The organism is Gemmatimonadaceae bacterium (genome assembly GCA_016720905.1).
Taxonomy (GTDB): Bacteria; Gemmatimonadota; Gemmatimonadetes; order Gemmatimonadales; family Gemmatimonadaceae; genus Gemmatimonas.
Genome location: JADKJT010000003.1, coordinates 240473 through 261631 on the forward strand (window position 1 = coordinate 240473; position 21159 = coordinate 261631).

Annotated in this window: 17 protein-coding genes and 2 pseudogenes; 12 read left to right on the forward strand and 7 right to left on the reverse strand. The window is 63.9% G+C overall.

Features of this window, described 5'->3' with window-relative positions:
- Positions 1-19 precede the first annotated feature (19 nt).
- The 3 genes from IPP90_05490 to IPP90_05500 are packed head-to-tail and all read left to right on the forward strand — an operon-like array spanning position 20 to position 5960.
- Positions 20-1399 carry a TolC family protein gene (locus IPP90_05490; protein ID MBL0170177.1) on the forward strand — a complete coding sequence of 460 codons (1380 nt, stop codon included), beginning with the start codon at positions 20-22 and terminating at the stop codon, positions 1397-1399.
- A complete protein-coding gene (locus tag IPP90_05495) occupies positions 1396-2646 on the forward strand; it encodes an efflux RND transporter periplasmic adaptor subunit (GenBank protein ID MBL0170178.1) in 1251 nt (416 codons plus the stop codon). Before IPP90_05490 ends, IPP90_05495 begins: the two co-directional genes overlap by 4 nt.
- A 5-nt stretch (positions 2647-2651) precedes the next feature.
- Positions 2652-5960: an efflux RND transporter permease subunit gene (locus tag IPP90_05500; protein ID MBL0170179.1), complete on the forward strand. Its 3309-nt coding sequence runs from the start codon at positions 2652-2654 to the stop codon at positions 5958-5960.
- 195 nt (positions 5961-6155) lie between these two features.
- Here the strand turns inward: IPP90_05500 and IPP90_05505 are convergent, their stop codons facing one another.
- The 5 genes and pseudogenes from IPP90_05505 to IPP90_05525 all read right to left on the reverse strand — a co-directional run bounded on the left by IPP90_05505 (position 6156) and on the right by IPP90_05525 (position 11340).
- The gene (locus tag IPP90_05505; GenBank protein MBL0170180.1) at positions 6156-6695 is read right to left on the reverse strand and encodes a hypothetical protein; all 540 of its coding nucleotides are present in this window, start codon (positions 6693-6695) and stop codon (positions 6156-6158) included.
- A 143-nt stretch (positions 6696-6838) separates the two neighbouring features.
- Complete coding sequence (locus tag IPP90_05510) at positions 6839-8368, reverse strand: response regulator (GenBank protein MBL0170181.1); 1530 nt, start codon at positions 8366-8368, stop codon at positions 6839-6841.
- Positions 8365-8649, reverse strand: coding sequence for a PAS domain S-box protein (locus tag IPP90_05515; GenBank protein ID MBL0170182.1), 285 nt, complete (start codon positions 8647-8649; stop codon positions 8365-8367). Before IPP90_05515 ends, IPP90_05510 begins: the two co-directional genes overlap by 4 nt.
- A gap of 487 nt (positions 8650-9136) precedes the next feature.
- Positions 9137-9816: pseudogene (locus tag IPP90_05520) on the reverse strand (PAS domain S-box protein).
- An 846-nt stretch (positions 9817-10662) separates the two neighbouring features.
- A complete protein-coding gene (locus IPP90_05525) occupies positions 10663-11340 on the reverse strand; it encodes a response regulator transcription factor (GenBank protein ID MBL0170183.1) in 678 nt (225 codons plus the stop codon).
- A 255-nt stretch (positions 11341-11595) separates the two neighbouring features.
- Between IPP90_05525 and IPP90_05530 the strand changes: the two are divergent.
- Both IPP90_05530 and IPP90_05535 read left to right on the forward strand, forming a co-directional pair.
- Positions 11596-12065 (forward strand): annotated as a pseudogene (locus tag IPP90_05530) (response regulator).
- Between the two features lie 113 nt (positions 12066-12178).
- Positions 12179-12328, forward strand: a complete 150-nt coding sequence (locus IPP90_05535; protein ID MBL0170184.1) for a lmo0937 family membrane protein — start codon at positions 12179-12181, stop codon at positions 12326-12328.
- Between the two features lie 103 nt (positions 12329-12431).
- Here IPP90_05535 and IPP90_05540 read toward each other — a convergent pair whose 3' ends face one another.
- Positions 12432-12731 carry a DUF4397 domain-containing protein gene (locus tag IPP90_05540; GenBank protein MBL0170185.1) on the reverse strand — a complete coding sequence of 100 codons (300 nt, stop codon included), beginning with the start codon at positions 12729-12731 and terminating at the stop codon, positions 12432-12434.
- A gap of 14 nt (positions 12732-12745) precedes the next feature.
- Positions 12746-13021: a DUF4397 domain-containing protein gene (locus tag IPP90_05545; GenBank protein ID MBL0170186.1), complete on the reverse strand. Its 276-nt coding sequence runs from the start codon at positions 13019-13021 to the stop codon at positions 12746-12748.
- A 435-nt stretch (positions 13022-13456) separates the two neighbouring features.
- On the opposite strand from IPP90_05545, the gene IPP90_05550 reads away from it, so the two are divergent.
- From IPP90_05550 to IPP90_05580, 7 genes are all read left to right on the forward strand, one after another.
- Positions 13457-13672, forward strand: a complete 216-nt coding sequence (locus IPP90_05550; protein MBL0170187.1) for a hypothetical protein — start codon at positions 13457-13459, stop codon at positions 13670-13672.
- Positions 13673-13890: 218 nt separating this feature from the next.
- Entirely contained in the window at positions 13891-14580 is a 690-nt protein-coding gene (locus tag IPP90_05555; protein ID MBL0170188.1) for an OmpA family protein, read from the forward strand.
- 111 nt (positions 14581-14691) lie between these two features.
- Positions 14692-15111 (forward strand): hypothetical protein, encoded by a 420-nt coding sequence (locus tag IPP90_05560; protein MBL0170189.1) that lies wholly within the window; start codon positions 14692-14694, stop codon positions 15109-15111.
- An 826-nt stretch (positions 15112-15937) separates the two neighbouring features.
- Positions 15938-16165 carry a CsbD family protein gene (locus IPP90_05565; GenBank protein ID MBL0170190.1) on the forward strand — a complete coding sequence of 76 codons (228 nt, stop codon included), beginning with the start codon at positions 15938-15940 and terminating at the stop codon, positions 16163-16165.
- Positions 16166-16499: 334 nt separating this feature from the next.
- Complete coding sequence (locus IPP90_05570) at positions 16500-17621, forward strand: DUF4956 domain-containing protein (protein MBL0170191.1); 1122 nt, start codon at positions 16500-16502, stop codon at positions 17619-17621.
- Positions 17618-18538 carry an SdiA-regulated domain-containing protein gene (locus IPP90_05575; GenBank protein ID MBL0170192.1) on the forward strand — a complete coding sequence of 307 codons (921 nt, stop codon included), beginning with the start codon at positions 17618-17620 and terminating at the stop codon, positions 18536-18538. Before IPP90_05570 ends, IPP90_05575 begins: the two co-directional genes overlap by 4 nt.
- Positions 18539-21121, forward strand: coding sequence for a hypothetical protein (locus IPP90_05580; GenBank protein MBL0170193.1), 2583 nt, complete (start codon positions 18539-18541; stop codon positions 21119-21121). It begins immediately after the preceding gene.
- Positions 21122-21159: the final 38 nt, after the last annotated feature.

A 21159-nucleotide genomic window follows, 5' to 3' on the forward strand; every position in this document is an offset into this window, starting at 1 on the left:
CCCCAGAGGCATCCATATCATGAACATGTTGAAGCTACGTGTCGCACGTTGCCGCCTTGGCACGTTCGCCCGCATCGCTTGTCGGCCGTTGTCGACGGCCGGCCTGTTGCTGGCGGCGTCCACCGCGCCAGTCATCGCGCAGCGCCTCTCGACGGCTCCTTCGCCGTTGACCCTCGATGAGCTGTATGCCCAGGTCGCGCGGAACAACCCGCGGGCATCGGCGGCACGGGCATTGGCCCAGGCCGCACAGGCGCGCATACCCGGTGCGTCCAGACCTCCCGATCCGCAACTGCAGCTGGGATTCATGAACCGCACGCTGCCAAACCTGGCGCCGATGCCCGTGTTGGGCATGACGCAGGTGCAAGTCATGCAGATGATCCCGCTGTCGGGAAAACTCGGCTGGTCCGGACGCGTGGCCCGCGTGCAGGCGTCGGCCGCCAATGCGCGCTCCGACGATGCGGGGTGGGACGCGCGCACGCGTGCGGCGATGATGTTCTACGATCTGCACGTCACCGATCGCGGTCTCGACGTGGCGCGTGAGACTCTTCGTTTGCTTGCGGACATTGCCCGCACCGCGGAATCGATGTATCGCGTGGGCGATGGTCGGCAGGCCGATGTGCTGCGCGCGCAGGTGGCGCTGGCCAGAATGGAGGAGGACACCCTGCGCATGCAGGCGATGCGAGAGGTTGCCGAGGCCGCGATCAACGCCTTGAACGACCACGACGCGGACGCGACGGTCGGCACACCGGTGCTGCCCGAGTTTCCGGACAGTGTGCCGACGCGCCGCTGGCTCGACTCCGTCGCTGTGGGCAACCGCCCGATGATCAGGGCCGGTGTTGAGGACGTACGCGCTGCTGAAGCGACGGAGCGCCTCTCGCAGAAGGAGATCATCCCCGATCTCACGGTGGGGGTCCAATACGGACAGCAAGGTGGCGCCATGGGCGGCACGGAGCGCATGGGCAGCCTGATGCTTGGCGTGTCAGTCCCGGTGTTTGCGCGGTCGCGGCAACTCCGCATGCGCGACGAGACCAGTGCAATGCGACAGATGGCGCAGGCCGAGCTGACGGCCATGCGCGCCGAGACGCGGGGCAAGATTGGTGAAGCCTATGCCGCGCTCACGCGCGCGCGCCGGCTGATGCAGTTGTATCGCACCACCGTGATCCCGCAGGCTGAAGCGGCGGCGGCGTCCGCGCTGTCGACGTATCGCGTGGGCGGCGTGGATTTCATGACGGTCCTCGATGATCGCATGACGGTGAATCAGTACCGCCAGCAGCTGCACGCGCTTGAAGCGGAGCAGGGCAAGGCGTGGGCCGAACTCGAAATGTTGGTTGGACGCACCCTGATCACCCCCAACGGCGTCGCCAAAGACCGCGATGCGTCATCCGGAGACACGCCATGAACGCCTCACGACTGGTTCGTCTGGCCGCATATACTGCTGTGCTGGCGGTGACCGTTGCTGGCGTGTACGTCGTCAGACGGCCTGACGCAGCACCCACGGCGACATCCACGGCGACGTCCAAGGCGACGCCGGCCGCATCGGGGCACGATCACGCGGCCATGGCGGGCGCAAGCGGCGCCGGCGCCGCCCAGCCCGTGATGCTCACCGCCAGTGAGGCGCAGCGCATTGGGGTGACGTATGCCGTGGCAACGGTCGGCCCGCTGGGTCGCGACGTGCGCACGGTCGGGCAGGTGACCTTCGACGAAACGCGCATTCATACCATCGCGCCGAAGATTGACGGCTGGGTGGAGCAGTTGATTGTCAACGCCACCGGGCAGTTGGTGGTGGCGGGGCAGCCACTGCTGACGCTCTACGCGCCAATGCTGGTGTCGGCGCAGGAAGAACTGCTGCTGGCCAAACGACTGGAGCACGACGTGGCCGGCGCCACCGGTGACACCCGTCAACGCACCAGCGACTTGTTGGTGTCGGCGCGCCGCCGCCTGGCGTACTGGGACATCCCCGACAGCGTGATTGCCGACATCGAACGACTGGGCGTTGTGCGCAAGACGATGACGATTCGCGCGTCGTCGGGCGGGTATGTCCTGGAAAAGAACGTCCTCGCCGGCCAGAAGATCATGAGCGGCGACGCGCTGTTCAAGCTGGCGGATCTGAGCACGGTGTGGATTGAAGGCGAAGTGTTCGAACAGGATCTCGCGTCGGTGCGCGTTGGCGCCGAGGTGCGTTCCGAGTTTCAGGCGCTCCCGGGCGATACGCGCACGGGCCGTATCTCGTATGTGTATCCCACACTCAACCCCACCACCCGAACTGTGCGCGTGCGAGTGGTGCTGCCCAACCCGGGTATCCAACTCAAGCCGGGGATGTACGCCACGTTGCTGATTACCGGGACGCAGCGCCGCGCCGTGCTCACGGTGCCCCGTTCGGCCGTGCTGTCCACTGGGGAACGCAGCATGGTGTTCGTGCGCGATGCGAGCGGCATGCTGACTCCGCGCGAAGTGGCCCTGGGCGTGTCCACCGACGAGCGCATCGAGATTCTGCGCGGACTCACGGCCGGTGAGACCGTGGTGGCATCGGCCACGTTCCTGGTGGACGCCGAATCCAATCTGGGCAAGGCGTTGGGTGGCATGGGCAACATGCCGGGCATGGACATGACCACGGCCCCGAAACCGTTGCCCAAAGGGAAGGAGTAGTCATCATGCCCAGACGAATCATCGCATGGGCCGTGGCGAACCGACTGCTGGTGCTGCTGTTCACGGCAGCCGCTGCTGTTGGCGGTGTGTATGCCGTGCAGCGCACACCACTGGAAGCCCTGCCGGATCTGTCCGATGTCCAGGTGATAGTGCAGGCGAATTACAACGAGCAGGCGCCGCGCATTGTCGAGGATCAGGTCACGTATCCCATTGCCGCCGAGATGCTCAAGGTGCCCGGCGCGCGCGTGGTGCGCGGCTATTCGTTCTTTGGTGTGTCATTCGTGTACGTCATCTTTGCCGACGGCACCGATTTGTATTGGGCGCGCTCGCGGGTGCTGGAATACCTGAATGGCGTGCAAGGCAAATTGCCCTCCACCGTGAAGCCCACCCTGGGTCCCGATGCCACCGGGCTCGGCTGGGTGTATCAGTACGCGCTGGAAGACACCAGCGGCCGACTCGATCTGGCGCAACTGCGCGGTCTGCAGGACTGGTATCTGCGGTACGCGCTCACGGCCGTGCCCGGCGTGTCGGAAGTGGCGTCGGTGGGTGGATTTGAAAAACAGTATCAGGTGGACATCGACCCGGCGCGTCTGCTGGCCTACGGCATTCCGGTCACGCGCGTGATGAGCGCCATTCAGTCCGCCAACAACGATGTGGGCGCCATGACCATGGAGTTGTCCGAGCGCGAGTACATGGTGCGCGGACTTGGCTATCTCAAATCCATCGCTGACATCGAGAGCATCGTGGTGGGCGCCACGGCGCAGGGGACACCGATCCGCGTGGCGGAGTTGGGGCGCGTGTCAGTGGGACCGGCCATTCGACGCGGTGTGACTGACCTGGACGGACGCGGCGACGCGGTGGGCGGCATTGTGGTCATGCGTTTCGGCCAGAATGCCTTGACCACCATCAACCGCATCAAGGTGGCGCTGGCGGCAGCCGCCAAGGGACTGCCACCCGGTGTGGTGGTGCGCCCGGTGTACGACCGCAGCGATCTCATTGAACGCGCCATCGACAATCTGCGGGGCAAGCTGCTGGAGGAATCGATCATTGTCGCGGTGGTGTGCATCGTGTTTCTGCTGCATGCCAGTTCGGCGTTGGTGGCCATTCTCACGCTGCCCATTGGCATCCTGATGGCGTTCATCGCCATGCGCACCATTGGGGTGGGCGCGGACATCATGTCGTTGGGGGGCATCGCCATTGCCATTGGCGCCATGATTGACGCGGCCATTGTGATGATCGAAAACATGCACAAGCATCTGGAGCGCGCCGTTGATGCCAAGCAGGGCGCTGAAGCGCGCGCAGGGAAGTCCTTCAACGCCTCAGTGCTGACGCCGGGCGAACGCTGGCGCGTGGTCGTCGAGTCGTCCATGGAGGTTGGGCCGGCACTGTTCTTCTCGCTGCTCATCATCACCGTGTCGTTCCTTCCCGTGTTCGCGCTGGAAGGGCAGGAGGGCCGTTTGTTCAAGCCGCTGGCCTTCACGAAAACGTTTTCCATGGCGGCGGCCAGCCTGCTGTCTCTCACACTGGTGCCGGTAACGATGGGGCTGTTCATTCGCGGCACGATATACCGCGAACGCAGCAACCCGCTCAATCGCGCACTGGTTGCGCTCTATCGCCCGGTCATTCACTTCGTACTGGCGCACCGTGGCCCGGTGATCATGGCGGCCGTGGTCACGCTGGTGCTGTCGTGGATTCCCTGGACGCGCCTTGGCAGCGAGTTCATGCCGCCCATGGAAGAGGGCACGATCCTGTTCATGCCCACCACGCTCCCCGGCATTCCCGTGGCGCGGGCGCGCGAAGTGCTGCGCCAACAGGATGCAATCCTCAAGACGTTTCCCGAAGTGGAGCACGTGTGGGGCAAGGCTGGACGCGCCGAGACGGCCACCGATCCCGCCGGTCTCGACATGTTCGAGACCACGATCACGCTCAAGCCGAAAGCGCAGTGGCGCGACGGCCTCACGTACGACGCGCTGGTGAATCAGATGGACTCGGCGGTGCGCATGCCGGGTGTGACGAACGCCTGGACCATGCCCATCAAGGGGCGTATCGACATGCTGGCCACCGGCATTCGCACACCGGTAGGTATCAAGATTTTTGGTCCCGATCTGGCGGAATTGGAGCGCATCGGGAAGGCGGTGGAAAGTGCGGTGCAGATGATTCCCGGCACGCGGAGCGCCTTCGCGGAACGCGCCATGTCCGGCTACTACCTGGACATCGACATCGATCGCGCCGCCGCGGCGCGGCATGGCGTGAACGTGGCCGATGTGCAGATCGTGATTGCCACGGCGATTGGCGGCATGACCATCACGCAAACGGTGGAAGGCCGTGAACGCTACGGCGTGCGGGTGCGCTATCCGCAGGAGTTGCGCGATACGCCCGAGCGCTTGGCTTCTGTGCTGGTGCCGATCAATCATGACGTGGGGACTGCAACGACCGGCGTCACCGCGGCGCCTTCGATGGGCGGCAGCGGCATGCCGGGTGGCAACGCGGCGTCTGGCGCGGCGCAGGTGCCGCTGGGTCAATTGGCCACTATCCGGCAGGTAGCCGGGCCTATGGTGGTGCGTACGGAAGGTGCCACACCAACCGCGTGGGTATACGTGGACGTGGTGGGCCGCGACATTGGCAGCTATGTGCAAGAGGCGCAGAAGATGGTGGGCGACATGATCACGTTGCCGCCGGGCTACACGATTGTGTGGAGCGGCCAGTACGAGTACATGCAGCGTGCCAAAGAAACGATGAAACTGGTAATTCCGGCCACGCTGGCCATCATCTTCCTGCTGCTCTACTTCAACTTCAAGAGTGTTGGGGAAACGCTCATCGTGATGCTGTCGCTGCCCTTCGCTCTTGTGGGCGGCGTATGGTTTGTGTGGGCGCTGGACTTCAACTGGTCGGTGGCGGTGGCGATTGGATTCATTGCGCTGGCGGGTGTGGCCGCCGAAACCGGCGTGGTGATGCTGATCTACCTCGATCAGGCCTGGCAGGCGCGCGTGGCGCGCGGCGTGACGCCATCTGTTCACGACCTGTACGAAGCCGTCGTGGAGGGCGCCGTGGACCGGGTGCGTCCCAAGCTGATGACGGTGACGGCCATCATGGCGGGACTGCTGCCAATTCTCTGGGGGAACGGCACCGGCGCCAGCGTGATGAAGCGCATCGCGGCGCCCATGGTGGGCGGGATGATTTCCAGCACCGTGCTGACGTTGATCGTGATTCCGGCGGTGTATTCGCTGTGGAAGGCGCGAGGTGCGCTTGCTGTGACGGGCAACGCACGGTATCCCCAGGGGGGGCGGAGACAGCGGTTTGCGATGCAGTCCTGAGCAACACCGACGCAGAGACGGGCAGGCGGGGCGGCCGATTCCGTACGCGCGGTGTCGATGCTCGCGGACGACGTCATGATCCTGGAGAGTGGCGCCATTCAGACGCGCACCGACTATCTGGGCCATCATCTGGGGGCCGACATGAAAGCCAGCGCTGGGTCGAAAGCCGCGCAGGTGCCGGGGGACGGCGGCGCCTTACCCGTACGAAGCCACAGTTGGCACGGGCGAGCGAACCAACCCGGCCGCACCGACACGTTCGAAGGCGACGGTGATGTGGCGTTCACGGCGGACTTCCAACTCGCCGAGATGATCCTTGAGCGCGGTGAGTTGCACCTCGGTCTGCTGCATCATCGTCACTGCGGGCTTCATGGGCTTTGTCGCTGCCGATTTCGGTTGCGTCATGTCATCGCCCATCATGGACTTCATGTCTTCTCCCAGCAGGGCCACCTGCGCCTGATGGTGTTGCTGCATGAGTGCGAAGAGGCGGCGCATTTCGGCCACTGTCGAGCGCGCCTGTCCCAGGTTGGCGAACTTCGACCCACTGGCTTGTTGCTGGAGCGCCCGCGCGGCCGCCGCGAGACTGTCCGCACTGGCCAGGACCACTGCCTGATGCTGACCGATGCTGACGGTCGATGCCGCGGACGGCTGCGCCAGTCCCGGGGTGGCCGCCGCACTCAGCAGCAGCACGCACACCGTGGCCGCTGCGGGAATCATGAATTGCGTCCGGATTGTCATGTGAGTCGCCCGATCAATGGAAGTCCGACGCGCCCGCAACGGGGCGACGCGGGGACTGAGGAGCCTGTGTCTCCATTGAATACGCGGGAACGCCACGCCCCGCGCAATCGCCCATACGAGTGATTCACCGGCGATGGCCCGGATCAGGCCGTCGCGCCGTCGCGCTCCATCCGCTCCAGGTACACCGATAACTCATCAACCCAATGTCGCGTGGCGCGCACGTCGCCCCGACCGGCCTCCTCCTCAATCGCGAAACCGATATCCGTGATTGCCTGAAATCCATAACTCGCGCCCGTGCCGCGCATATTGTGCCCGAGTCGTTCGGCCGCCTGCAGGTCATCCCGCGTCAAGGCGTCCCGCATGGTGGCGACGTCGTTGCGCCGGTTCTGGAGAAAGGTCGGCACGCGTTCGGCAATCTGCGGGTTCTCCGGCACCACGCGCTCCAGGCTCTGGATGCGCTCTTCGCGCGATTGCGCGCGCGCGACAGACGCCCGGTTGGCAATGGCGCGCAGCAGCACGTCCTGACGGATGGGCTTGGTGAGGAAGGCCGTGCACCCCGCGGCCAGGCATTGCTCCCGATCCCCTTTGAGCGCCGACGCCGTGAGGGCCACGATGGGCGTGGCGGGGCGATGGTTGGCGTGTTCCCACGCGCGAATGGCACGGGTTGACGTCAGGCCGTCCATGACGGGCATCTGGCGGTCCATGAGGACCAGATCGTAGTGCCCGGCCACGAACATGTCGAAGGCGATCGCGCCGTTCGCGGCCACCTCCACCTTGTAGGGCGTGTCCGACAAGTAGGCAATGGTGATCGTGCAATTGTCGATCGAATCCTCCACCAGCAGGATGCGAAGCGGCAGCAGCGGGGCATCCGGTTCAGCGCTGATCGGGATTGACATGTGGCCTTCCTCGTCCATCCACAATTCGAACGGTGCGGCAAACGCAAAGATGCTTCCCACGCCGACCGTGCTTTCCGCCCAGATCCGGCCGCCCATCAGTTCCACCAGTCGCTTGGAGATGGTCAACCCCAGTCCGGAGCCGCCGAACCGTCGCGTGGTGGAGGAATCGGCCTGCGTAAACCGCTCAAACACGCGGCTCAACTTTTCGTCGGGAATCCCAATGCCGGTGTCGCTCACGGTGAAGCGCAACGCCGTGGGGACTGCCTTGCTTCCATCAGTGCCAACGCGAAGCGTCACGGTGCCCGACTCCGTGAACTTGATGGCATTGCCCAGCAAGTTGAGCAGCACTTGTTGCAGTCGCGTGGGATCGCCGATGAGATCCGCTGGCACGTCGGCGGCCACGTCGCTCACCAGCGTCAGCCCATTCTCCTGCGCTCGCGCGGCGACCATCTCGATAATCTTCCCCACGAGGTCACGAATCGGAAACCCGGTCTGTTCCAGTTCCAACTGCGAGGCCTCGACTTTGGAGAGGTCGAGAATATCGTTGATCAGATTGAGCAGGTTGTCACCGGCGCGACGGAAAATCTGGACAAACCGGTCCTGCTCATCCGACAGCGGGGTTTTCGCCAGCAGGTCGGCGATGCCCATGATGGCATTCATCGGCGTGCGGATTTCGTGACTCATGCTGGCCAGAAACTCCGATTTGGTCCGGCTGGCGCTTTCCGCCGCCGCTTTGGCCTTCTTGAGTTCCACTTCCACCCGCTTGCGCTCCGTCACGTCACGCGCCGCCGCGAAAACACCCTGTAGCGTTCGCGATCGATCGTAGAACGTGGTGGCGTTGTAGGACACCGTGGTCTTGCCATCGCGTGCCCGCGCGTCAACTCGAAGTCGGACACCGTCTTCTCATTGAGCACCAGCTTGATGGCCGCCTCGGCCCGTTCCGGATCGGTGAAGCAGTCCTTGAAGGGCGCGCCAATCAACTCGTCGCGCGTGCATCCGGTCAGCGCCTCCATCTGCTTGTTGACGTCGGTGATGATGCCCGCTGGATCGGTGGTCATGATGGCATCGCTATTCGATTCGATCGCGGCGCGGAGACTGCTGGTGGGCGTTGATCAGGCTGCTCGGCTTCACAGTTGGCGCTGTGTTGTCCGTACCAATCGGGGGGGGGGGGCAGCGGCGGCTCGTCCTGCGGTGTGGTGAGTTCGTAAATATCTTCGATCCCGCGCGACGCCTTGAACACCAACGCTTCAAAGCCCGGCGTGATGGGGGTGCCGAGTTCGTCGCTCAACGCCTTGGCGCGGCCGCGGGCGGATGCGGCGTGATCTTGTTGGCGGTTGGACGTGAATCGGATGACGCCCTTGGCGTCGGTGGGGCGGAGTGGCGCTTGAAGAGGCGTTCTGCGGCCTGGGGCGCTACGCTGCGGCGGATGTCGCGCACGATGCCGGAAACCGTGCAGGTCATGCCGACGGCAATCTCGAGGGCACCGCTCTTGTTCTTGCGACCCCCACCTGTCAGGGGCGGGCCTCGTCGCTGGGTTTGTAGTACTCACCCGGTCGCCAGTTCCGGGCCGGCGAAACGCTGGAGCTCTTGCGTGGTGTAGCCGAAAATGCGCTCAGCCGCCGGGTTGGCCTTGGCCACCGTGCCATCGCTGGCGTGAAAGCACCGTGTGAGGGGGGCCCTGTGGACTCGTCCGTCGCGAACCCAGCACGGCCAGCGCCACGCGACTGCGAATGGGGCGCGTCGGCGATGTCGCACCGCGCCATCGCGGCGACGGGATTGCGCCTGCACGGTGCCGTGCTCCAGCGTCTGTGCCACCGGAATGGTCGCCAACTGGCGCGTGTCCTTGTTCACGATATGAAAGACATCGGTTGGCCGGCTGCCTCCTGCCACGTCCAGCCCGTGAGACGCTCGGCTACCGGATTCAAGCGGACCACGCGCGCCTGAGCGTCTGTGGTCATGACGGCATCGCCGATAGAGCTCAGCGTCACCGACAGTCGTTCTTCGCCCAATGTGAGATTCGCTATTCGCAATTGCGCGCTCACGTCTTCCTGGCCGTCAGCGGCGTTTCCCGCACGCCCGAGATCCTGCCGGGTGCGTTGTCGCGGGCGGACAGCATCGCCATCACCCCCGGTAATGCCAATGAACGTTGCGCGGTCCGGGCGAATACCGCCTCGGCTGGGTGGGTTTCGATGTCGGTGAAATCGCGGATCAGGACGGCGAACCATCAGCCGCCTGCCTTCCGTTCCGCAGGGCGTCCGGCAGGGGAAGGATCAGCGTTGACAACTCCAGTTTCGATTCGGTGCGGTCCTGTGGGGGCGGTGCTCAGGCGGCCTGAGCTGTCGCGTACGGGGGCGAAAGCTGCGTCCGGTCGCGGATCGCGTTGCCCGGTTTCGCGTCAACCAGATCAGTTGCTGGCGTCGCGAATCAGCATTCTGCTTGGATCCTCGGCGGTGGCACGGCGGCGCGGGGGGGTCGCGGGGTGCCAGCGGGAGGTCGGTTTGGGGGGGGGGGGGGGGGGGCCGGCGCGGCGGCGCGCGCGAGTTTCGGTCGGAGCGGCGGGCAGGAGGTTGGCATGGTTCGGGCTGCGGACGGGAGGGGGCCAGTCGCCCTGCGGGCTGAGCGGGCCGCGAGCTCCGGCGTCGCGGGCGCGGGAGTCGGCGGGGACGCGCAGCTTTGTGAGGGGCGGCGGCGACTGGGCTTGCTGTGACACCGCGCACAGTTCCTCACGAATTGCGCCTGCCCGCGCTGGGCCATCACGGCATCGTACGTGCCCGGGGTGGAATCCACCGCCGGTGGCTCGAAGACGGCGGACGGATGCTCAGTCACTGACAACCGCGGCGCGGCATCGATGCGGGCACACCCGAGCAGGGACGCGCAACTCAGGATGCACGGCCCTGACGCGTCACCCAACTGGGTCCGAGCCTGCCATTCGCACCACGGCGCACCCGCGCTGTTGTGGATGTCACCAGTCACCCCGTCAATACACGTGCCGTCAACGCGCCCCAGACCTGTGCATGGAGACTAGAATTGCCGACACGCCGCATCCATCGCCCGAATGGATGAAAAAAGTACTACGCGGGACCTTCCCGATGGTGATACGCGGAGATCTGCAACCGCGTGTGCAACGTGAGCTTTTCCATCACGTTGCGGACATGGCTCTTGACGGTATGCGTGGCGATGTTGAGGCGCTGCGCAATTTCCTTGTTGCTCAATCCTTCACCAATGAGGTCGATCACCTCTCGCTCGCGACGGGTCAGGCGCACGTCATCGATGACCTCTTGGACACCGCGAGTCACGGCTTCCTTGGCGATCTGGGCGAACAGGGTTTCCGTCATGCGGGGCGGCAGCACTTTCTCTCCGCCGGCCACCAGCCGTATGGTGGCCACGAACTCGTCGAAGCTGGCGTCCTTGAGCACGAATCCCGAAACGCCGGCGTTCACAAACTCGACGATCTCCTCGTTCACGGGCAGGAGATCCATGACAATCACCTTGGCGAACGGCATCGCCTTGATGAGCGCCGACGCGGCGGCCAGACTGTCCTGATCGCGGAGACCCACGTCCAGCAACACGACATGCGGTCGCTGTTCCGCCAGCGGCAACATGTCGAGGTCGCGTGACGGTACCACACGGACATCTGGCAGTCGGTCGAGCATCGCCGTGAGTGCTTCGCGCACCAGGCGATTGTCATCGACGATTGCGACCCGAATGGTCTCGCTGGGAATCAAAGGCGTCTCAAAAGGTGATTTCATCGTCGGCGCGTCTTCAAAGCTGCATCGGGGAGAGGCACTCGGCAACTGCGTCCTCCGCGCGGGTACCACGCCCCGTCACTGCAGCACGGAACTCATCCTTTTTGGGGGATTGTGAGGTCCGGCACGGGTCGGCTGCCTTCGTCGTAATCTGTGGGAAATCCCAACGCTCACGACACAGGCGCGCGACCGGTCGCCGTTCGCCGTAGTTGGTGCACTCATGAAACGGCTTCTCATGTCGCGATGTCCTTGCAGTCCATGACCAAAGACGGTGGGTTGCACAAGATTCCGATCACGATTCTCGTCTGCGACGATGACGAAGATGACCGGATGCTCACCAAGCTGGCGCTGGAAGGCGCGCACATTTCGAACGCCCTCCAATTCGTCCAGGATGGCGCCCAATTGCTGGACTATCTCTATCAGCGCGGGGAGTATGCCGGCGAGATGGGGCTGGCGCCGCGCCCCGGCTGATCCTGATGGACCTCAACATGCCCAATCTCGATGGGCGCGAGGCGCTGAAGCTCATCAAGCAGGACCCCACGCTCAGCACCATTCCCATCGTAGTGCTGACAACGTCCCGGCTGGGCAAGGACGTGATTGAGAGTCTGGAACTCGGCGTGACGGCCTTCATGCAGAAACCGGTCACATTACCTGGGTTCTTGGAGGCGATGAATGTGCTCGACCGGTATTGGCTGGAGATTGTCGAACTGTCACCCCGGGGTGGATAGCGGGTCAACGACAGTCTGTAACGAGGATTAGGCAGTGCGTCGGATCCTGATCGACGAAGTCCTGCGGCGCTTGCCGCCAATTGCAGTTGACGGTATTTGAACTGGAGAATCTCATGCTGATGACAGTTGCTATCGTGCTGATCGTGCTGTGGTTGCTGGGTATGGTCAGCGCGTACACGATGGGCGGGCTCATTCATGTGCTGCTGGTAGTGGCGGTGATTGTCGTTCTCGTGCGGCTCATCCAGGGACGAAAGATCATCTGACGACTCGGTATTCCTGCTGTTCGCCGAACGCCAAACGACGCACTCAAGAATCGAGTGCGTCGTTCGCATGAGCCTCCTGCTATCGCATCCATGGCGACGCCAGCTACATCTTGGGTGCCGGCACCATGGCATCGGTAAACGTGAAGAACGCCAGTTTGCTCGCGCCGGTAATCACCACTGTCGTGGCCGTCCCACGCTTGAGCTCCATGGCGGGAAGGCGCAGTAACACCTTCGCCTCGTCCTTCGCCCGCACTTCCAGCACCACCTTGGCGGGTTCGATGTCCTTGTACCCGGCCTCGCTCTTGAAATTCACGCCGGAAAAGAGCTTGTCCGTGGCGTTCGCCACGCTGATGTCCAACTCCGGTCCGCCGGGTGCGGCGTGTATCACGCGAATGCGGGTCATGCCGCTATCGGGAATCACTTCGTCCTGGCGATGCGCAGGGTATTCCGCGAGAGATCCTCGGCGATCAGGAAGACGGTGTAGCGATTGCCATCCATCAGGATCTGATCATTCTGCGCCAGTGCTGCGGTATCGGACGAGCCGGGCGCACGGGCCGAGAACTTGGCCAGATTGGCGGCGACTTCGCGATAGTCCGTGACTGAGGAGGCCTTGACGTTGTCGAACAGCGTCTGATCGCCCAGTTGCAGCATCACGTCCTTGCCGCTGTTCCCGACGTTGACAATGCGGACCATCGAATGGCCGCGCGCATCGACGGAGTCGGCCGACGCGGAGAGATTGGTCTCGCCGCTGCTGGTGGTCTTGATGACGGCGTCATCCTTTTTTGCATGCGACGGCCGTAAGCACGGTGGCTATGGCCAGTACGAATTGGGTGGATTTCTTCATTGTCAGGACTCGGTATGGGGAATTGCATTGGACGCCGTCGGTCCGCTGCGCTCCGCGTCCCCGAACGGTTGAATGCCTCAATCTGCTTCAACGATGCAGTATGTCGCCTGCGGGTCGCCGTGGACATCGTCCGAAAGAACGATTTTTCGGCTGGTCTCTTTGCCCGCGGCTCATTCCTTCGGCGCGACGGAAATGCGCCATTCGGGCGATGGTTCGCGCGGGACGAATTCTCTACTCTCCATGTGGGAGGGTGCGGTCCCCATTCACACTTGCTGGGAGTCGATATGCGAGCTTCGACCATTGTCGGCATTGTCCTCATTGCCGTTGGCGGCTTTTTGTTCTTCCAGGGCGGGAGCTTCACCACCCGTCGGGATGTGTTGAAGGTCGGTGACCTGAAGGTGACTGCCAACGAGTCGCATCCCATCGCGCCGTGGGTGGCCGGAGCGGCCATTCTGGGCGGTGTGGTGCTGGTTGTGGCAGGTGTGCGCCGCAAGGCATAACCCATGTCGAGCTCCCAGACACCCGCTTCGCGTCCCATGGAGTCGGCCGTGCTCAGGCTGATGACCAGAACCCTGTCGCACATGCTGCGCCGCGTGGGCATCTGGCAGACCGGGCGGCCCGCACCGCAAGCCGTCGGCGCCTCGCACGCGCCGGCCCATCGTTCCCCGTGATCACGACTGGTGGTCACGCGTCATTTCGCTCTAACATCGAGATCCCCATGCGTACCTCAACACGTGTTTCAATATTCTCGCGCTCCCGCTCTCTGCAATTCGTGACCGCAACGGCAACGCTGGCCCTGTTGGTTGGCGGTTGCGCATCCATGAGCAAGAAACAGCAGGGCGCCGTGATTGGCGCGGCCGCCGGCGGTGCCGTCGGCGGCGTGATCGGCAATAACACCGGCTCGACGGCGCGGGGCGCCATCATTGGCGCCGTCGTCGGCGGGGCCGCCGGCGCCATCATTGGCCATCAGATGGACCAGCAGGCGAAAGAGCTCAAAGTCGAGATTCCAGGCGCCACCGTCGAGCGCGTTGGTGAAGGCATTCAGGTCACGTTTGCCTCGGGCCTGTTGTTCGACTTCGATTCCGATGCCATTCGCGCGGAGTCGGCGCAGAATCTCCGCAATCTGGCCATCAGCCTCAATAAGTATCCCAAGACCGACCTGTTGATTGTCGGACACACGGACGCCCTGGGCAGCACGACGTACAACCAGGATCTGTCGATGCGGCGCGCCAATGCGGCGTCGCGCTATCTCGCCGGCCAAGGCGTCGGATCGACGCGGCTGCGCACCGCCGGCAAAGGCGAGCTGGAAGCAGTCGCGTCCAACGAAACCGAGGCAGGCCGACAGACGAACCGACGCATCGAGGTGGCCATCTTTGCCAACGCCAGCGCGCGCACGGCGTCGCGATAGTCGCTGCGCGCTCGGCGTTGCGATCCCCCGACGGCAACGCCATCCCTGGCACGGTTGCCCGTCATCCACCCAGGTCGGCCGCCCTTACCAGCGGCCGCGAGACTCGAGACCATGAACACACATCGCTTCCGCTCCACCTGCGCGCGCATCGCTCTCATGCTGGCGGCGTGTGCCCTCCCGGCAACCATGTTGGCACAGTCGAATACCACAGCCATTTCCACCGACTCCAACGCGCGTACCGCGAACAGCGGGAGTACCGAGGCCCCATCACCGACGATTGCCATCAGCGCCCCGCTGGCCGGTCCGCGTATTGCGCCGGCGGCGTTGGTGTCCGCCAACCGGACGTCGCCACTTGACGACGCACCAGTGCCGCGCGATCCCGGCGCCAACGTCGGCCCGAATCTCGCGCTGATGGGTGTTGGCGCCGCGGGTGTCGTCGTCGGATTGCTCATTGGCGGGGACGGCGGTCACGCCGTGGCGGTCGGTGGCGCGGTGATCGGCCTTGTCGGCCTGTATCGCTACATGCGCTAGTGTAGTGCGTTTGAAATTGCTTGCCGTATCGGGGCGACAGGTCGGCCGACTTGGTCTGTTGCCCTGATCCGCGATCTGGAATTGGTCGGGAGAGGCGGTGAGCGGTGAGGGACCGAGGGGTGAGCAACGGAAGCGTCGAGCGCCAGAGCGGTGAGCCGGTGAGGGCAGGACTTGGTACTCCCCTCGCCGGCTGGCCCCTCACGCGCTCGACGCTTCCGTTGCTCACCCCTCGGTCCCTCACCACTCACAATCTCTCAACCGTACATGCGCAGGCATCTGGGATGCACCGCTCCAGACCTATCCCCCCCGGAGGATGAGCGCCTCGCTCGCTCGGGTGAGCCAAAAGATCAACCTCCCGAGCGATGGTGCGCCCATCTGGTAGGCACGACTATTCCCTCACGAACACGATGCATGATGACCGGCACATGCGGACATCAAAACAGCCTGCCAGCGGAGTAACAGAGCATGTCGAGCAATGATCTGAGCCTTGAAACTGCCTCCGGCGTCTGCACGCGTTCGCTGGTAACCGCCATTCTGGAAAGCCGTCGTGCCTATCAGTTGGCCATGGCGCTCGCCAAGCAGGTGTTGCTCACGGGGGTTCCGATAGCTGCCGACTACACTGGTGAGTCATTGGCCGCCAACGGAACACTGCAGCCGTCCCCGGCGTGGTCTCGTCACACCGCCCGGCCGCGGTCCACGGATCTTCGTTTTTCGATGCGCCGACGGACCTCGCGCGGCGGATTGCGGTTGGTCACTCCGGAGCACTTCGATTCGCCGCTGGTCATGCCGACCGGCACTCCATACCCCTCCACCGGAGAACGCACTGATGAACACACAAACGATCAAGGGCAATTGGATGCAGATAAAGGGCGCGGTCCGCGAGACCTGGGGCAAGCTGACGGATGATGATGTCGATGTCATTGCAGGTGAGCGCGATCAATTGATTGGCAAGATTCAGGAACGGTATGGCAAGGCGGTCGACGTGGTTGACCGGGAAGTGCAGGAATTCGAGACCCGAATGTCAATGCGCAGCAATACGTCTGAAAAACTCTGAGTGAAGTGGCGCGGCACGTGCCGAATGACGCGACAATCAGTGACGGATAATGCCTCGGTAATCCTTGAAACGAATGCGCTGTGACCGTGTAATGATAGTGATCGATTGACTGAATGCGTGTGGACTGAGCGGAGCGAATGATCGATGACGGGGAGACGGAGCGCGCGACGAATTCGTCGCCCGCTCTGTTTCTCGTTGCGGGAGGAACGGCGCAACTCACTCCTACGGGCGATGGTGCCGTCGCCGGAAACGCACTAAGGTGCAGGCAAGGCGTTCGGAATGCGTTGATCAGGGGGCAACGACGAACCGTCGGTATCACAATCGAGAGTGCACAATGGGATACGTCAGCCAACTCATCAATCTGCTCACGCTGGGCTCGCAACGGCCCATGCGGCGACTGGCGGCATATTATACGGTGCTCGGGCTGGTGGGCGCGGCCCTGTACTACTTCGTCCCTGGCGTTGACCGCCTGCTGTCCAGCGAGCCGCTGGAACAACTCGCCAGAACACCCGCCTTCCTGCAGGATGGGTTGGCCAGCGGGCAAGTGCCGGCACCACTGGCGGACCTCGCGTCGCGAGTGGGTTTCGCGCTCCGCATCATCTTCGTGCTGGTCAGCACGTTGGTGCTGATGCTGCCGGTCACGTGGGTGTATATGTCCGCGAAGAACGCCCAGGGCCACAACCAATCCATCGTGCAAGTGCTGATCGTATTGCCGATGATCGTGGCCGGAATCGTGCTGATCGTCAGCAACAGCCTGGCGTTGGCGTTCAGTCTGGGCGGTGTGGTCGCTGCCGTGCGATTCCGCACCAATCTGACCGATGCCCGTGACATCGTCTTCATCTTCCTGTCCATCGCGGTGGGGTTCGCCGCCGGCGTGCAGGTGGTGATGGTGGCGCTGCTGCTGACCATCATTTTCAACTTCGTGCTGGTGCTGATCTGGCGGTACGATTTCGGCCGCACCGTGCTGGAGCCGACGGCAGCCTCGCAGTGGGCCGCGCCGCTGCAGGACCTGGCGGGAAAGGACGAAGGCGGCCACGCCATCCCCGACCGAGATCTCGTGTTGGCGTTGACGCCCAGAAAGGCCGAGGCCCTCGCGGAACGATTCGCCCGGGTACACGACATCATCGGATCGAACGGGAAGAAGCCGCGGTTCGATGCCATTGTCACACTCACCACCAGCCAGCTCACGGAAACCCAGGCACACGTCGAACGGGCACTCGACCTCATCACCAAGCGCTGGATACTGGATGAAGTCGTGACCAATTCCGGCAAGCCCTCCGAGATGTACTATCTGGTGCGCACACGCAAGTCCGTGAGTCGCGATGCGATGCTGACGGCCATTCGCGCCAGTTGTGCCGGCCTGATCGGGGAAGCGGACGTCGAAGTCGGCGATGCGCTGGCGCGCGAGTCGGGCGAGCTTCGCGCCGAGCGCAAGTTGGAAGAGCAACCGACATGACACGCGCGTGGTGTGGCGCCGGTGTGGTGCTTATGGTGACTGCCGCGGTAGCCTGTGGGGATTCGCCCGGGAAGGCCGTCGCCGAGATGCTGGGGAGCCCGACGGCTGTGGCACGCGAGGCTCGGTTGATCAGCGCCATGGCCGACGCAGACTCGGTCGGCGATCCCGACGCGCCACTGGCGCGATGGGTGCTTCCGAAGGCGTTAAGTGAAATCTCCGGCCTGGCGCTCACCAGCGACGGTCGGCTCTTCGTGCACGGGGACGAGGACGGGCAGGTTTGGGAAATCGACTATCGCCGGGGCCTGCTGCTGAAACGATTCTCGATTGGTGCCGGAGCCATCAAAGCCGACTTCGAAGGCATCACCGTTGCCAATGACGTCCTCTGGCTGCTGGCGAGCAATGGCATGCTGTATGAATTTCGCGAGGGCATTGAGAGCGCGCACGTGGAGGTCCGCAAGCATGACACGGGGCTCACGAAGGCGTGCGAATTCGAGGGTGTGGCCTATGATGCGACCATCAACGCGCTGTTGTTGGCGTGCAAGAACATCCGAGACAAGCAGGAACGGAATGCGATCGTCATTTACCGGTGGAGCCTGAAACCCGACTCCGCGGGACGCGTGTCGCGCGTGGTCGTGCCGGTCGCAAGCGTGCGAGGTTCAAATGGTTGGAACAGCCTGCAGATTGCGGACATCACCGTCGATCCGCAGACGGGCAACTATGTGCTGCTGGCATCGAAGGAGCGGGCGATTGTTGCCATCACACCGACTGGCGGAGCGGTGTTCGCCCGTTCGCTTCCCGAACAGCACGAACAGCACGAACAGCCGGAAGGCCTCGCGGTGACCAAGGACGGATTGTTCCTGGTGAGTGATGAAGCCGTGAAAGGGCCCGCCCTCATCACGCTGTATCGGTGGCCGTAGATGTGCAAACGAAAGTCATCGACTCGCGTGACACTGGCCGTGGCGGCCTCGCTCCTGTGGCTGGGGCCACCAGCCCTGGCGCAAGAGCCGTGGAAGACACCACTCGCGGCATCGCGGCAGGCCGACAGCGTCACGGTCGCCGCAAGCGTCGACTATAGGGCGGGGGCGTTCTACCAATGGTTGGTGGGTAGCTCCAACCGCGTGCTGTGGGGCACCCCCATTCGGGTGCCCGTGCTCAACCTGGAGACGTATGCGGGTGGTCTGCGACTGACAAAGACCGGCGGTGGACTGCAGACCAAGTCCCTTCGATTCGAGTCGGCCGATGGCGCGGAGTACGTGTTCAGACTGTCCGACAAGACGGTCAACACCATGCCGGAGGTCTTGCGGCACACCGTGCTGGAGCACGTGCTGCAGGATCAGGTCAGCGCCATGCACCCGGCAGCGGCGGTGATGACCGCGCCGCTGGCCGCCGCCAGCGGCGTCCTGCATCCTACGGCCGTCCTCATGGTGCTTCCGGATGACTCGATGCTCGGCGAGTCGCGGGCGGAGTTCGCCGGGCGGCTCGGCATGCTGGAGCGGTTCCCCAATGTGCCCACGAAGGGGGCAGGGTTTGGCGGCGCAACATCCATTATCGACAGTGATTCCTTGCTGCGTCGGCTGAACCACGATGCCAGCGAGCAGGTGAATGCCCGTGAATTTCTGGCGGCGCGACTGTTGGACTTCCTGATCAACGACAACGATCGACACCCCGGCAACTGGAAATGGGCGCGAAGGGGTGACAGGCCCGATGAACCATGGGTGCCGATTGCCCGCGACCGTGACCACGCATTCGTATCATTCGGCGGCGTGATCATGCGGATGTCGCGATGGTGGTCGCCTCTGCTTGTCGAAATGAATGACACACCGAACGTCGCCGCACTGACCGCTCCCGGACTGATCGATGCGCGGTTGCTGGCCGGCCTTGACCGGTTCGTGTGGGATTCGGTGGTCAGCGCACTGCAGACGCGCATCACCGACGCGGTGGTCCACGACGCCGCCCTGGCGATGCCGGTGGAGTATCGGGCGGGCGCGCCACGACTGGAGGCCACGTTGCGGAAACGGCGTGACGCGCTCGCCGCCGCCGCCTCGCAGTTCTACCGCCTGCTGGCGGCGCGAGTGCAGGTGCAGGGCACTGATGCCGCCGATCACCTGATGGTCACGCGCGAGAGCGAGGCGTTCGTCACCGTGCGGCTGGCGTCGCAGGGCAGACCGAGCTTCTCCCGGCGATTCGATGCGCGCGACACTCGCGAGATCCTCGTGTACCTGCATGGTGGAGACGACACCGCGCTGGTCACGGGCCGGGTGCCCAACAGCATCCTCGTGCGCATCATCGGCGGCAACGGAACCAATCGCCTGCTCGATTCGTCGACGGTCGCGGGAGAGACACACCCGACGCACCTCTACGACGCGGGACGAATCAGCGGGATATCGTATGGGCCGGATACCATGTTCAATCGGCGACCGTACGAAACGGAAGGCGGTGTGTTGGTTCCGCACCAACCCGATAACGGCAGCAGCCTGCGGCCGCGCGTAGGTCTCAGTGAACACCGCGGTCTGGGCCTCACACCGTCCGTGCAGTTCGTCCGATACCGCTATGGGTTCGATCGTCGCCCGTATGCCACGATGGTGAAGGTCGGCGCGGAGTACGCGATGCGGTTTGGTGGCGCGCGCCTGTCCATGGCCGTCGACCAACGGCGAGAGGCATCCCCGCTCCATTTCCTCGCGTTCGGCCAGGTGTCCGACATCCAGATGATCAACTTCAACGGGATGGGGAATGCGACCATCGACTCGGGAAGCCGGAGTGCGCTGACCGCCATCCATCAGAGACAGTCCACGTTCCGTCCGGCGATTGCTTTGGCGCTGGGGTCGAAATGGGACGTGTCATTGGGCCCGGTGATCCAGTACTCGAACACCGATGCGGCACGGAGCCCATATGTGGCGGCCACCGCGGCCTATGGCATTGGTCGGTTCTCTCAGGCCGGCGCGCAGCTCGAGACCCGCTTTGAATGGCGCTCGCTTCCCGATAAGGCGGAACATACGCATCATCAGGTGCTGCTGGTGTTCGATGGAACGGTCACGCCAGCCATGCTCGATGTGCGTTCGGCGTACAGTGCCGTCGGCGTCACGATGGGAACATCGGTGACGCTGCCGATCCCGCTGCAGCCGCTCTTCGTTGTGCGTGCCGGCAGCAGGAAGCTCTTCGGCGACTTCCCGTTCTACGAGGCCGCGACCATTGGTGGGGGCGGCACGACGCGCTACATGGATCCGCAGCGCTATGCCGGCGACGCGGCCGTGTACGCCACCTCCGAGCTTCGCATCCCGCTGGCACACTTCAATTTCCTGCTGCCCATACGCATGGGCGCGCTGGGGCTCGCCGAGGCTGGTCGTGTGTACGACGACGGCCGTTCGCCCGGTGGCTGGCATACCCGCGTGGGTGCCGGGGTGTGGTTCGGGCGCGGGTATGCATCACCCGTTGTGACCCTTGCCAGCACGACCGAACCAGGGCACCGCGGGCCGTCACTCAGATTCGGACTCAATTTCTAGCCTCATCATCGCTCCGGAGTGCGCGTCCGGCGGGCAGT

Bases quoted from the DNA above. Each gene is read 5' to 3' on its own strand.
- IPP90_05490 (MBL0170177.1), top strand. From the start codon at position 20: ATGAACATGTTGAAGCTACGTGTCGCACGTTGCCGCCTTGGCACGTTC.
- IPP90_05495 (MBL0170178.1), top strand. From the start codon at position 1,396: ATGAACGCCTCACGACTGGTTCGTCTGGCCGCATATACTGCTGTGCTG.
- IPP90_05500 (MBL0170179.1), top strand. From the start codon at position 2,652: ATGCCCAGACGAATCATCGCATGGGCCGTGGCGAACCGACTGCTGGTG.
- IPP90_05505 (MBL0170180.1), bottom strand. From the start codon at position 6,695: ATGACAATCCGGACGCAATTCATGATTCCCGCAGCGGCCACGGTGTGC.
- IPP90_05515 (MBL0170182.1), bottom strand. From the start codon at position 8,649: ATGACCACCGATCCAGCGGGCATCATCACCGACGTCAACAAGCAGATG.
- IPP90_05525 (MBL0170183.1), bottom strand. From the start codon at position 11,340: ATGAAATCACCTTTTGAGACGCCTTTGATTCCCAGCGAGACCATTCGG.
- IPP90_05535 (MBL0170184.1), top strand. From the start codon at position 12,179: ATGCTGATGACAGTTGCTATCGTGCTGATCGTGCTGTGGTTGCTGGGT.
- IPP90_05540 (MBL0170185.1), bottom strand. From the start codon at position 12,731: ATGACCCGCATTCGCGTGATACACGCCGCACCCGGCGGACCGGAGTTG.
- IPP90_05545 (MBL0170186.1), bottom strand. From the start codon at position 13,021: ATGGTCCGCATTGTCAACGTCGGGAACAGCGGCAAGGACGTGATGCTG.
- IPP90_05550 (MBL0170187.1), top strand. From the start codon at position 13,457: ATGCGAGCTTCGACCATTGTCGGCATTGTCCTCATTGCCGTTGGCGGC.
- IPP90_05555 (MBL0170188.1), top strand. From the start codon at position 13,891: ATGCGTACCTCAACACGTGTTTCAATATTCTCGCGCTCCCGCTCTCTG.
- IPP90_05560 (MBL0170189.1), top strand. From the start codon at position 14,692: ATGAACACACATCGCTTCCGCTCCACCTGCGCGCGCATCGCTCTCATG.
- IPP90_05565 (MBL0170190.1), top strand. From the start codon at position 15,938: ATGAACACACAAACGATCAAGGGCAATTGGATGCAGATAAAGGGCGCG.
- IPP90_05570 (MBL0170191.1), top strand. From the start codon at position 16,500: ATGGGATACGTCAGCCAACTCATCAATCTGCTCACGCTGGGCTCGCAA.
- IPP90_05575 (MBL0170192.1), top strand. From the start codon at position 17,618: ATGACACGCGCGTGGTGTGGCGCCGGTGTGGTGCTTATGGTGACTGCC.
- IPP90_05580 (MBL0170193.1), top strand. From the start codon at position 18,539: ATGTGCAAACGAAAGTCATCGACTCGCGTGACACTGGCCGTGGCGGCC.